We start from the raw sequence: 12,269 nt of genomic DNA, 5'->3' as shown, positions 1-12,269 counted from the left end.
CAGGGGTCAGACCATTGCCAGGCGTTGCTTGCGGGTAGGCGCCGTGAACGCTTCGTCAATAGCGCGCAGATCATCATGCTCGAGCACCAGGTCCGCAGCCTCGGCGTTCAAGCGCACATGCAACGGATCGACCGCCTTGGGAATCGCTATCACGCCCTGGTTACGGACCACCCAGGCCAGGCTCACTTGGGCCGGGGTGACGCCATGCCGCTCGGCGATCTGCGCCATCACGCGGTGCTGGAGCAAGCTGCCCGCCTGGGCCAGCGGGCAGTAAGCCATGATCGGCAACTGGTGTGATCGGCTCCAGGGCAAGAGGTCGTACTCGATGCCGCGTTCGTCCGGGTTGTAGAGAACCTGGTTGGTCGCACAGGCAGGGTTGGCCAGTTCCGTCAGGTCTTCGACATCGAAATTGGACACACCCCAACGGCCGATCTTGCCGTCTTCGCGCAAGCGTTCGAAAGCCTCGACAGTTTCTTCCAGCGGATAACCGCCGCGCCAGTGCAGCAGGTACAGGTCGATATGATCGGTACCGAGACGCCGCAAGCTGCGCTCGCAGGCTGCCGGGATACCCTTGCGGCTGGCGTTGTGCGGATAGACCTTGCTGACCACGAAGACCTTGTCGCGACGTCCGGCGATCGCTTGGCCGACCACCTCCTCGGCACCTCCTTCGGCATACATCTCGGCGGTATCGATCAAGGTCATGCCCAGCTCGATGCCTTGCTGCAAGGCGGCCACTTCGGCGGCCTTGGCGCCTGAGCGCTCGCCCATGTGCCAGGTGCCCTGGCCGATGACCGGGACATTGGAATCTGCAAGCTTCACGTAGCGCATGTTGCCTCCTGAGTTGGGGTATCCGAGAGCAATACATCGAGCAGCGCTTGGGCCGCCGTGGAAAGCTCATGGTCCTGCAAGGTGATGACGCCGATGCGCCGTTCCACGATCGGCTCCACCAGCGCCACGCAGCGCGCGCCGAGCTCGCGCATCTGCTCGATGCACAAGGCAGGGACCGCGCTGACGCCCAGCCCGTTGGCCACCATGCGGCCGACGGTACCGAGCTGATGGCTTTCGAAAGCCACCGTGAGCTTGCCGTGCTGTACCGCCACGTGCTGTTCAAGCAGCAGACGCACCGCCGAGGGACGTTGCAGGGCGATGAAGTCTTCGCGCAACAACTCGCTCCAGGTCACCTGCTGGCATTGCGCAAGCGCCGAATCGGCCGGCACCACCGCCACGAACCGATCGAGGTAGAGCGGATGAAAGCGTAGCCCACCGGCACTTTCCGGCTCGAAGCCGATGCCCAGTTCGACGCGGCGGTGGCGCACCAGTTCCAGCACCTGTTCGTTGATTACATCGTGCACCGTGACATTGACGCGCGGATAGCGCTGGCGGAACAGCCTGAGCGAGCGAGGTAGCCGATTGCCCGCAAAGGCTGGCATGGCCGCCACGCCTACCCGGCCCAATTGCAGGGTGAAATGCTGACGAAGCGTTTCCTCGGCGTCGTCCCATTCGGCCAGCAACCGTCGTGCCAGAGGCAGCAGCACTTCGCCTTCGGGGGTCAGGCTGACAGCGCGTGTGGTGCGTGTGAACAGCGCGCCACCCAGGTTCTGCTCAAGGCCCTTGATGGTCAGGCTCAAGGCCGGCTGGGACAGATGCACATGCTCGCCGGCCTGGACGAAGCTCTGGTACGTGGCCACGGCAAGGAAGGCACGCAACTGTTTGACGTTCATCTGCCACCTACATTCTTTTAATAAATTTATCAATCCATGTAAAAAACAAAATTAACAAATAAGTGAGCGTGGAGGAAGATCGGCCCAACGCTCACCGACAGTCGTGTCGGATCGATAACTACAAAGGCGGATCAACATGGCGGGACTAGACAAGCGCGTTGCAAGCTATGAAGAGGCCCTGGCGGGCCTGACCGACGACATGACCGTCCTGGCAGGTGGTTTCGGCCTGTGCGGTATCCCGGAAAACCTCATTGCCGAGATCAGGCGTCGCGGCGTCAAGGGCCTGACCGTGGTCTCGAACAACTGCGGCGTGGACGGTTTCGGGTTGGGCGTGCTGTTGGAAGACCGTCAGATCCGCAAGATGATCGCCTCCTACGTGGGCGAGAACGCCGAGTTCGAACGCCAGCTGCTCAGTGGAGAGCTGGAGGTCGAACTCACCCCGCAAGGTACCCTGGCCGAAAAGATGCGCGCAGGCGGCGCCGGTATCCCCGCGTTCTACACCGCCACCGGCTATGGCACCCCGGTCGCCGAAGGCAAGGAAGTCCGCGCCTTCAACGGCCGTCATTACGTCCTCGAGGAGTCCATCACCGGGGACTTCGCGATCGTCAAGGGCTGGAAAGCCGATCATTACGGCAATGTGGTCTATCGCCATACCGCACAGAATTTCAATCCGCTGGCGGCCACCGCTGGCAAGATCACCGTGGTTGAGGTCGAGGAAATCGTCGAGCCCGGCGTCCTGCTGCCCAGCGAAATCCATACCCCCGGCATCTACGTCGACCGCGTCATCGTCGGCACCTTCGAGAAGCGTATCGAAAAACGCACCGTCAAGGCCTGAACGGCCGCGCCCACGACAACCACAAGAGCATCTGAGCATGGCATTGACCCGCGAACAAATGGCGCAACGTGTCGCCCTCGAACTCAAGGACGGTTACTACGTCAACCTGGGTATCGGCATCCCGACCCTGGTAGCCAACTATGTCCCACATGATATTGAAGTGATGTTGCAGTCGGAAAACGGCTTGCTTGGCATGGGCGAATTCCCGACTCCCGGGCAATTGGACGCCGACATGATCAACGCAGGCAAACAGACCGTCACCGCCCGCCGTGGCGCCTCGATCTTCAACTCGGCCGAGTCGTTCGCGATGATCCGCGGTGGCCATGTGGACCTGACCGTGCTCGGCGCCTTCGAAGTGGACGTGCAGGGCAACATCGCGTCCTGGATGATCCCCGGCAAGCTGGTCAAGGGCATGGGCGGCGCCATGGACCTGGTGGCGGGGGCCGAGAACATCATCGTCACCATGACCCACGCGTCCAAGGACGGCGAGTCCAAGCTCCTGACGCGCTGCAGCCTTCCGCTGACGGGCGCCGCGTGCATCCGCAAGGTCCTGACCGACCTGGCGTACCTGGAAATCGAAGACGGCGCCTTCATCCTGCGCGAGACCGCGCCAGGGGTCAGTGTGGAGGAGATCAGGGAGAAGACGGCGGGCAAGTTGATCGTGCCTGAGGATGTACGGGTGATGACGTTTGGTTAAGGCGGCGAAGCTCACCGAGGCTTGAGCCGATTGCCCGGTCTTTCAGCAGGCCTGCACGACATGGTGCATGAACGGAAGATATGCTATTCGGAAATAGAACCAGGCTGAGGCCTAACATGACTCTTTCGAATATTCTGTGAAGCGTCTGGCCTCTCGCGGGACAAGCCCGCTCGCCACCGGTGCAGGCTGCAACGAGAAACCGGTGGCGAGCGGGCTTGTCCCGCGAGAGGCCAGACGCTTCACAGAAGCCCTGGGAGAAAAGCAAAGGCATGGCATTCGAAGTAGAATGTTTTCCTAGCTGACGGGCATTGTGCTGAGGTCGGGCCTCAAGAGTCCTACCACATGACTTGATGACCGCGGGCATGAGCCTTGGAGCTCATCTCCCGTTCAACAGGGCCCTTTCATGATCGAGCTATCGCGCTTCTGGCGAGACCCCGCCTTACCCTTTATCGAAGCACGTCGCGTGGGCGACGGGCGCAAGGTCTGCTACGCCCCGCATTCGCACGAAAGCTTTTCCATCGGCGCCATCACGGGCGGGCGCAGCACTTATGTCACTGCAGGCGCGTGCCACGAAGTCACCGCGGGCACTGTGGTGCTGATGAACCCTGGCGTGGTTCATACCTGTAATCCGATCGAGGGCGAGGCCTGGTCCTATGTGATGCTGTTCATCGATCTGCCCTGGCTGCAGCGCCAGGGCTTCGATCTGCCCCAGGCTACATCGAGCTCGTCGCCTGTCCTCTATAGCCGGTTGCTACAGGTCTTCGCCGCATTGCTCGACGCCGAACTGGATCCTCCGGGAAAGACGGCAGTTCTTCAGGAGTTCTTGCGCGCACTGCCGGGTCGGCCGAGTGCAAGCCCCTTGCTACAAGGCCCCGGCAATCCTCGTCTGATGGCGGCTGCGGCCTTCATCCGGGCGCATCGCACGGATGCCCTGACCCTGGAAGACATCTGCGCCGCCGCCGGCCTGTCACGCGCTTACCTGATTCGCGCTTTCCGACGTCAATTCGGCCTTACGCCTCATGGGTATCTGCTCGATCAGCGGGTGCAGTTCGCGCGCGCGCAATTGCGCCGTGGCCAGTCGATCGCCGAAGTCGCGCTGGAAGCAGGTTTCGCCGATCAGGCGCATTTGCAGCGCGCCTTCAAGCAGCATCTGGCGGCCACACCTGGGCATTACCGTTCAGCCCAGTAGCAGATAGAGCGCACTGGCCATCAGCATCGCCGCCAAACAGCGATTGAACAGCCGCATGCGCCGGGCATCGCTCAGGTAGTGCCGAATGACACTGCCGGCCCAGGCCCAGCTGGCGATCGAGACGAAGCAGATCGGGCCGTAGATCCAGATGAACAACCACAGCAACTGCTGCTCCGCGCCGGTATAGGCGCCGACCCCCGCAACGGCGGCCAGCCAGGCCTTGGGGCTGAGCCACTGCATGGCGGCGCCTTGCCAGGCCGAAGGCGCGCTTGGCGTCTGGCAGGAATCCAGCTCGCCTGTATCACGGGCGAGTTTCCAGGCCATGTAGAGCAGGAACAGGACACCGCCTCCATGCAACAGATGGCCCAGCAGCGGCCAGCGTTGCAACAGCTCGTGTACGCCCAGCCCGACCAGTCCTAGCAACAGGCAGAAGCCCAGCGTCGCGCCACTTGCATGGGCAAGGCTCGAGCGCAGGCCGTGGCGAGCACCGCTCCCCAGCGCCACGACGTTGACGGGGCCGGGAGAAATCGAGGCGGCCAGCGCAAAGGCGGCCATGGAAAGGGACAGGCTCATGGGGGCATTCCAGAGTAGGGATTTCAGGTAATCCTGGGGCTCCGGTCTCAGGGAGTATTGAAGGAAAGTGCCCTCACTCCATTCCTTACAGCTTTTGTAATATTTTCCCTCTGTCGGAAAAACCTGACAGAGCTGTAGGATTTGAATCCCAAATTCATATCAGGCAATCATGAGCACCTTCTTGGAGCCCCCCAGTACCTGGCCGTCCTGGCCCCTGTCTTTCCGTCCCCGTGACGTTTTCCACACGAGTACCCGCCCATGGAATGGCTAGCCGACCCGACTGCGTGGCTGGGCCTGGCCACGCTGATCGTTCTTGAACTGGTCCTGGGTATCGACAACCTGGTGTTCATCGCCATCCTTGCCGACAAGCTGCCGCCGCACCAGCGTGACCGCGCGCGGGTGATCGGTCTGACGCTGGCGCTGTTCATGCGCCTGGGCCTGTTGGCCAGTATTTCGTGGATGGTCACGCTCACCGCGCCGCTGTTCGAGGTTTTCGACAAGAGTTTTTCGGGGCGGGACCTGATCATGCTGTTCGGTGGCGTGTTCCTGCTGTTCAAGGCCACCATGGAGTTGCACGAGCGTCTGGAAGGTCATGGCGCGCAGGTCAGCGGTCCGGTGCGCCATTCTGCCTTCTGGCCGATCGTGGCGCAGATCGTGGTGCTCGATGCCGTGTTCTCGCTCGATGCGGTGATCACGGCCGTGGGCATGGTTGAGCACCTGTCGATCATGATGATCGCCGTGATCTTCTCGATCGGGATCATGATCATCGCCAGCAAGCCGCTGACGCGCTTCGTCAACGACCACCCCACCGTGATCATGCTGTGCCTGGGCTTCCTGATGATGATCGGCTTCAGCCTGACCGCCGAAGGCCTGGGCTTCCATATTCCGAAAGGCTACCTGTACGCCGCGATCGGCTTCTCGTTGTTGATCGAGCTCTTCAACCAGTTGGCCCGTGCCCGGCGCAAACGCAGCGTGCAGCAGCATCGACCCTTGCGCGAGCGCACCGCGCATGCGGTGTTGCGCCTGCTGGGCGGACGCCGGGTGGAAGCGGACGAAGTAGGCGAGGAGATTGCCGATATGGTCGAGGGCGCCCATGAGCAGGTGCTGTTCGATCGCCGTGAGCGCGTGATGATCAGTGGCGTGCTGAACCTAGCCGAGCGGTCGATCCGCACTGTCATGACGGTACGCGCCGAAATCGATGCCATCGATCTGAGTCAGGATGCCGAAGCCATTACCCAGGCCCTGATGAACTCGTCTTATTCCCGGCTTCCCGTGATCCGCGATGGCCAGGTCGACGCGCCGCTTGGCTTCGTGCACAAGAAAGAGCTGCTCAAGGAATTGCTCGCCGGTAACACACCGGATCTGGAAAGCCTGGCCCGCGCGCCGCTAAACCTGCTGGAGGACTTCAGCATCCTCAATGCCCTGGAGCAGATGCGCGGCCAGTCGACCCACATTGCCTTCGTGGTCAACGAGTTCGGTGACTTTACCGGTGTGCTGACCATGACCGACATTCTCGAGTCGATCGCCGGCGAACTACCGGATGCCAGTGAGGTGGGAGGCCCAGGCATCATCGAGGAGGCCGACGGCTATCTCGTCAATGGCGCCCTCAACCTCAGCCAGGTGAAGGCGCGGATCGGCTTCAGCGCTCGCGCCACCGAGGACTACCAGACCCTGGCGGGTCTGGTGATGAGCCTGCTGGACCGTCTGCCCGTGGTCGGTGACAACCTGGCCTGGAATGGCTGGAGCATGACCGTGATCGCGGTGGAGGAGCGGCGGGTGCGCGAGGTGCGCCTTACACCGAACGTCGCCGCTGACGGAGCAGGTGCCTGATGCCTTCGAGGATCAGTACCAGCACCGCGGCCCAGATCGGCAGATAGGTCAGCCACTGGTCCTCACCGATGGTCTCGCCGAGCATCAGGGCCACGGCGACCAGCAGCACCGGTTCGACGTAGCTGAGCAAGCCGAACAGGCCGAAGGGCAACAGACGGCTTGCCAGCACGTAGGACACCAGCGCCAGGGCGCTGATCATGCCCAGTCCGGGGATGAGGGGGTACAGGCCGGGGTGCTCGGCCAGGTCCTCGGCCGACAAGGGCCCGCTGACCACGAAATACAACGCCCAGGGCAGCAACAGGCACATATCGCACCAGAGCCCGCCCAGGTGCTCGGTGCGGCAACGTCGTCGCAGGACGAAGTAGACCGGGTAGCCGAGCATCACCAGCAGGGTCTCCCAGGCGAAACTGCCATGCAGGTAGAGCTCGTGGCCCACGCCAAGTGTTGCGCAACCTACCGCCACCTTCTGCAGCCGGGAAAGGCGCTCGCCATAGACGACCCGGCCCGTCAGGACCATGGTCAACGGCAACAGGAAATACCCCATCGATACCTCCAGGCTGCGACCGTGCAACGGTGCCCAGAGAAACACCCACAGTTGCAGCCCAATCAGCCATGAAGTGCCGAGCATGCCCAGGAACAGCACGGGTGTTTCGCGCACGCGGCGCCACAGGCCCGTGACCAGTTTCCAGTCCCGAGTCAGCAGCATGAATACCGTCAAGCAGGGCAGGGTAAGCAAGGTACGCCACCCGAAGATCTCTTCGCCATCCAGTGGCTTGAGCAGGGAGCTGTAGAAGTACATCACGGCGAACAGGCAGGATGCCGCCACCGATGAAAGAATGCCTTTTGACACGGATGCCTCTGTTAGGGGGAGCGGAAAAATCAGCCGCGCATGATCTCAGGGGCCGGGTCCCGCGGCAACCGCGCGCTGCTCGAACGTGCCACGAGGGCCGGCAGGAAGGTTTCCGCCGGCATCGGTCGGCCGAACAGGTAGCCTTGCTGGTAGTCCACGCCATGGGCTGCCAGGTAGTCGCGCTGCACCTCGGTTTCCACGCCTTCGGCAACGATCCCCAGCTCAAGCTTGGCGGACAGCTCGATGATGCTGTCGAGGATGTGCTGGGACAAGGCATCGCTGCCGATCATGGCGACGAAGCTCTGGTCGATCTTCAGGTAGTCGATCTTGAACTGACGCAGGTAATTGAGGCTCGATTGGCCGGTACCGAAATCGTCGAGGGCAATCATCACGCCCATGGCATGCAACTTTTCGAACAGCTCCAGGGTAACGGGGGTCGGTTCCACCAGTTTGCGTTCGGTGAGCTCGAGCGTCAGGGCGATCCGTCCTGGCGGGAAGTGCTCGAGAAAGGCCCGGCAGTCGTCGATCAGTTCCAGGTCGCGACAGTGATCGGCGGTGATGTTGATACCAATGTGGAAACCGTCTTCGAGCAGCATGCTGCACGGCGCCAGGCTTTGCGCGGTGTGCCGCATCAAGGCTCGGGTCATGGCCACGATCTCTCCGCTGTGCTCGGCCTGAGGGATGAACAGGTCAGGCCGCACCAGGCCTTCACGCGGGTGCTGCCAACGCATCAGCACTTCTGCACCGGCCCAGCGGTAGTCGCCCTTGCGTACCACGGGCTGGAAATAAGGCAGGAACTCATCGGCGGCCAGGGCGCGCTGCAGTTCCGCCCGAGGCGACGCCGCGCGGCGGATCTGCCATTGGCAGGCCACGCCGATCAAGGCGCCCAGCACGAGCAGCAGGCCCAACAGGGCAGGGTAATGGCTGCGCATGCGCTCGGACAGCTTGCCCGGTCCGAACCCGCCCTGGATGCTAAAGGGGTAATGGGTGGAGCTGAACAATACCGGAGCTATGGCGGCGGTGGGCGGCGCACCTGTGTGTACCCGACCCTCCTTGCCCATCCAGTGGTCACCGACACGCAAGTACAGGTCGTGGCCCGCGCCCAGCAATTTCAAGGCATTGAGCAGATGATCGCCATCGACCGTGGTGAGCGCGCCACGACTGCCTTCACTGGCCCGATAGACCAGTAGCGGATGATCGGGCGTGACCGCGTTGCCTTCCATCAGCCAGAGACGGCCATCGGTGTAGGCGCTGGTCTCGACTGGCTCGTCGACATCCCCGAACAACGAGGTGCAATACAGCTCGTCCCGCTCGAACAGGTTGCTCGAGCGCACGTAGGCGTTGCGCGTGACCTGGGCGCGTAGCTCCAGCTCGACCTCCGGACAGGGGCGACCGGCCAGCGCTCGCGAGGCCTGGGCGGCGTTGGCGAGACTGTCGAGGATGCGTTCCATATGCACCACGACCTGACGGGCAGTCGCCTGGCTGTCGGCCTGCAATTCGTGTTCGGTCTGCCAGCGCATCAAGATCAGGGCGCAGACCAGCGGAAGCACGCCGATGGCCCATGGCAGAAGGGCGCGCCAGGTCCAACGGGCGGGACGTTTTACCGAGAGGGGCATCGGGACTAACCTTGTCAGTGATGGGCTCGGGAGTGTAGGGAGGATAACCGTTCAATGTCGGACGGGAATCAACTAATGCACGACAAATTTGATTACGCCTTGTAGAATCGATTTACGAATAAAACAATAAGGCAGCTCTTTCGGGCATGCCAAAGCCGGTTGAGAATGAGTCCGTATGACCAACCAAGGGTTCAAACTGATCTATGGTGACTACCTTTCCCGCAGTGTGAGAGGTATCCCCTGCGCGCCACCGTCCGCCTGTCCTGTCCAGAGTTCATGACTTACGTTTTTTCATGTTTCAGATAAGGATACGACCATGGCTGATATCTTCGAGAACCCGATGGGCCTGATGGGCTTCGAATTCATCGAGTTCGCCTCGCCAACGCCCGGCGCGCTGGAACCGATCTTCCAAATCCTCGGTTTTACCAAGGTGGCTACCCACCGTTCCAAGGATGTCCACCTGTTCCGCCAGGGCGGCATCAACCTTATTCTCAACAACGAACCGAAAAGCGTTGCGTCCTATTTTGCCGCCGAGCATGGCCCGTCCGTGTGTGGCATGGCGTTCCGCGTCCGCAATGCCCACGAGGCCTACGCACGGGCACTGGAGCTGGGTGCCCAGCCGGTCGAGATCGAGACCGGTCCGATGGAGTTGCGCCTGCCGGCCATCAAGGGCATCGGTGGCGCGCCGCTGTACCTGATCGACCGTTTCGAAGAAGGCAGCTCGATCTACGATATCGATTTCAACTGGCTCGAGGGCGTCGAGCGCAACCCTGTCGGAGCCGGGCTCAAGGTGATCGATCACCTGACCCATAACGTCTATCGGGGTCGCATGGCCTACTGGGCGGGCTTCTACGAGAAACTGTTCAACTTCCGCGAGATTCGCTACTTCGATATCAAGGGTGAGTATACCGGTCTGACCTCCAAGGCCATGACGGCGCCCGATGGCCTGATCCGCATCCCGCTCAACGAAGAGTCGTCCAAAGGGGCGGGCCAGATCGAGGAGTTCCTGATGCAGTTCAACGGGGAGGGCATCCAGCACGTGGCGTTCCTCACCGACGACCTGATCAAGACCTGGGACGCGCTCAAGGCCATCGGCATGCGCTTCATGACCGCCCCACCGCAGACCTATTATGAAATGCTGTCCGAACGCCTGCCGGGTCACGGGGAGCCTGTGGACGAGCTGCAGCCACGTGGGATCCTGCTCGACGGCGCTTCGGACAAGGGCGACAAGCGCCTGCTGTTGCAGATTTTCTCCGAAACCCTGATGGGGCCCGTGTTCTTCGAGTTCATCCAGCGCAAGGGCGACGATGGCTTTGGCGAAGGCAACTTCAAGGCGCTGTTCGAATCCATCGAACGCGACCAGGTACGCCGAGGCGTCTTGACCGCCGAATGACCATGCGGCACACGCCCTCTTCAACGAGCGGCGTGTGCTTGCCGAGGTCTGTTCCTCGTCATGCCCCAATAGGCGAATGCCGCCGTCAGCAAGCCTACCAATACCAGGGAAGGCAGGATCAGTGGCAAGGTCAACCTGACCTCCCGCCCGATGTGTCCCGCTGGATAGCCGACCCGCACGACGTACCCGTATTTCACCGACTGCAGGCTATCGGTATGCTCGCTGAAGTCCGGCCTTACGCCCGTGCGGCTGTCCCCATCGACCCAGATGGCATCGCCGCCGAATTCCACCAGCAGTTTCGGCTCCCCTTGAAAGCCCAGCAATTCACTCTGCAGCACTCGACCCATGGCCGTGGCTATCACCCCAGGATCATCATCCAGCAGACGATAAACCAGCACGGGTAGATCGGGTGAGGAAGGGGCGTCATAGATGAGTCCCAGGCGTTGATTCACAGACGGTTCCTTAAGGACCTTGTGTTCTATTTCACCCAGTATCGTGCTGCAGACTCCTGTTTTATTTCGAGTTAGCACCAATGAGCGCACGTTGGGATGATGGATGCTCATTATCCGCAACGCTTCCATCACCTCCGAGCAGGGACGGGTTGCCAAGGGCAAGGCCTTGATCGCGGATTCATGCAAGCTGTCGATGACTCGGTCGATGACGTAGACCGCTTCGTGCAGTGACAGTTGTGCCGTCTTGTCCAACTGACGTTGCATTTGCACCACCGTCACCAGAAGGCCGCAGGCAATGGGCACCAGGCCAATGGTGATTGTCAGCAACAGTTCCAGGATGGCGCGGCCGGTGTGGGAGATCCTTGACATGATTACTTATGCCCTAATGGCCCCCGTGCATCATGCCTTGAGGGCGAAGACCGAAGAGCTTAGAGCGGATGCGCCGTATAGGCTGTAGTCCACGGGCCTACCAGTGACCAGCAAAGCTGTAAAGGCGTGTCGGACGCATCGACAGCCTGAGCAGCGATGCCTTGGTGTGGTAGCCTGCGGCAGCTATCCAGGCGCATTCTCAAGGAGCAGGACATGTCCAGTCAGCCGAACCGACCCGATCTTTTCATGCAGGCAGCAATCGACGAAGCCAACAAGGGGCTGGCGGAAGGCGGAATCCCCATCGGCTCGGTGCTGGTCCATCAAGGGCGCATCATTGGCCGTGGGCACAACCGTCGGGTCCAGTCCGGCAGCGCGATTCTGCATGGTGAGATGGATGCTCTTGAAAATGCCGGACGTCAGTCCGCCCAGGTGTACCGTGAATCGACGCTCTATACCACTTTGTCACCTTGCGCCATGTGCAGTGGCGCGATTCTGCTCTATGGCATTCGCCATGTCGTGATCGGCGAGAACCGTACGTTCATGGGTGAGGAGGACCTGCTGGGCAGCCGCGGTGTGTCGCTCGATGTTCGCCATGATTCGCAGTGCGAGCAGATGATGCACGACTTCATCGCCCGCCATCCGCAGTTGTGGAACGAGGATATCGGCCGCTAGTTCCAAGAATCCATCCCTGCCCTCGGGGCCGGCGCATCGATCCGGTCCCAGGTCAGTGCCAGCGCTGCGTGG

At 61.6% G+C, this 12,269-nt stretch carries 12 protein-coding genes; 6 read left to right on the top strand and 6 right to left on the bottom strand.

Annotation, left to right across the window (positions count from 1 at the left end; translation table 11 throughout):
- Positions 1-6: 6 nt before the first annotated feature.
- A complete protein-coding gene (locus tag G7009_RS13400) occupies positions 7-828 on the bottom strand; it encodes an aldo/keto reductase (RefSeq protein ID WP_181130547.1) in 822 nt (273 codons plus the stop codon).
- Complete coding sequence (locus G7009_RS13395; protein ID WP_181130546.1) at positions 816-1,721, bottom strand: LysR family transcriptional regulator; 906 nt, start codon at positions 1,719-1,721, stop codon at positions 816-818. The genes G7009_RS13400 and G7009_RS13395 overlap by 13 nt, the downstream gene beginning before the upstream one ends.
- Positions 1,722-1,857: 136 nt before the next feature.
- Between G7009_RS13395 and G7009_RS13390 the strand changes: the two genes are divergently transcribed.
- The 3 genes from G7009_RS13390 (at position 1,858) to G7009_RS13380 (ending at position 4,442) form a co-directional block, all read left to right on the top strand.
- The gene (locus G7009_RS13390) at positions 1,858-2,556 is read left to right on the top strand and encodes a CoA transferase subunit A (protein ID WP_181130545.1); all 699 of its coding nucleotides are present in this window, start codon (positions 1,858-1,860) and stop codon (positions 2,554-2,556) included.
- Positions 2,557-2,593: 37 nt separating this feature from the next.
- The gene (locus tag G7009_RS13385; RefSeq protein WP_181130544.1) at positions 2,594-3,253 is read left to right on the top strand and encodes a CoA transferase subunit B; all 660 of its coding nucleotides are present in this window, start codon (positions 2,594-2,596) and stop codon (positions 3,251-3,253) included.
- 403 nt (positions 3,254-3,656) lie between these two features.
- Positions 3,657-4,442, top strand: a complete 786-nt coding sequence (locus G7009_RS13380; protein ID WP_181130543.1) for an AraC family transcriptional regulator — start codon at positions 3,657-3,659, stop codon at positions 4,440-4,442.
- Here G7009_RS13380 and G7009_RS13375 read toward each other — a convergent pair.
- Positions 4,431-5,015, bottom strand: coding sequence for a LysE family translocator (locus tag G7009_RS13375; RefSeq protein WP_181130542.1), 585 nt, complete (start codon positions 5,013-5,015; stop codon positions 4,431-4,433). The genes G7009_RS13380 and G7009_RS13375 overlap by 12 nt on opposite strands.
- Positions 5,016-5,273: 258 nt before the next feature.
- On the opposite strand from G7009_RS13375, the gene G7009_RS13370 reads away from it, so the two are divergent.
- A complete protein-coding gene (locus tag G7009_RS13370; protein WP_181130541.1) occupies positions 5,274-6,845 on the top strand; it encodes a TerC family protein in 1,572 nt (523 codons plus the stop codon).
- Here the strand turns inward: G7009_RS13370 and rarD are convergent.
- Both rarD and G7009_RS13360 read right to left on the bottom strand, forming a co-directional pair.
- A complete protein-coding gene (rarD, locus tag G7009_RS13365) occupies positions 6,808-7,695 on the bottom strand; it encodes an EamA family transporter RarD (RefSeq protein WP_181130540.1) in 888 nt (295 codons plus the stop codon). The genes G7009_RS13370 and rarD overlap by 38 nt on opposite strands.
- 29 nt (positions 7,696-7,724) lie before the next feature.
- Positions 7,725-9,311: an EAL domain-containing protein gene (locus G7009_RS13360; protein ID WP_181130539.1), complete on the bottom strand. Its 1,587-nt coding sequence runs from the start codon at positions 9,309-9,311 to the stop codon at positions 7,725-7,727.
- A gap of 316 nt (positions 9,312-9,627) precedes the next feature.
- Between G7009_RS13360 and hppD the strand changes: the two genes are divergently transcribed.
- Positions 9,628-10,704 carry a 4-hydroxyphenylpyruvate dioxygenase gene (gene hppD / locus G7009_RS13355; protein WP_181130538.1) on the top strand — a complete coding sequence of 359 codons (1,077 nt, stop codon included), beginning with the start codon at positions 9,628-9,630 and terminating at the stop codon, positions 10,702-10,704.
- Positions 10,705-10,724: 20 nt separating this feature from the next.
- Here the strand turns inward: hppD and G7009_RS13350 are convergent, their stop codons facing one another.
- Positions 10,725-11,525 carry a CSS-motif domain-containing protein gene (locus G7009_RS13350; RefSeq protein WP_181130537.1) on the bottom strand — a complete coding sequence of 267 codons (801 nt, stop codon included), beginning with the start codon at positions 11,523-11,525 and terminating at the stop codon, positions 10,725-10,727.
- A gap of 213 nt (positions 11,526-11,738) precedes the next feature.
- Between G7009_RS13350 and G7009_RS13345 the strand changes: the two genes are divergently transcribed.
- Entirely contained in the window at positions 11,739-12,197 is a 459-nt protein-coding gene (locus G7009_RS13345) for a nucleoside deaminase (RefSeq protein ID WP_258197928.1), read from the top strand.
- Positions 12,198-12,269 lie beyond the last annotated feature (72 nt).

Origin of the sequence: Pseudomonas capeferrum (genome assembly GCF_013523055.1) — a bacterium.
Lineage (GTDB): Bacteria > Pseudomonadota > Gammaproteobacteria > Pseudomonadales > Pseudomonadaceae > Aquipseudomonas > Aquipseudomonas capeferrum_A.
The sequence above is the reverse complement of the archived record's forward strand: the minus strand, read 5'-3'. Positions and strand labels throughout refer to the sequence as shown.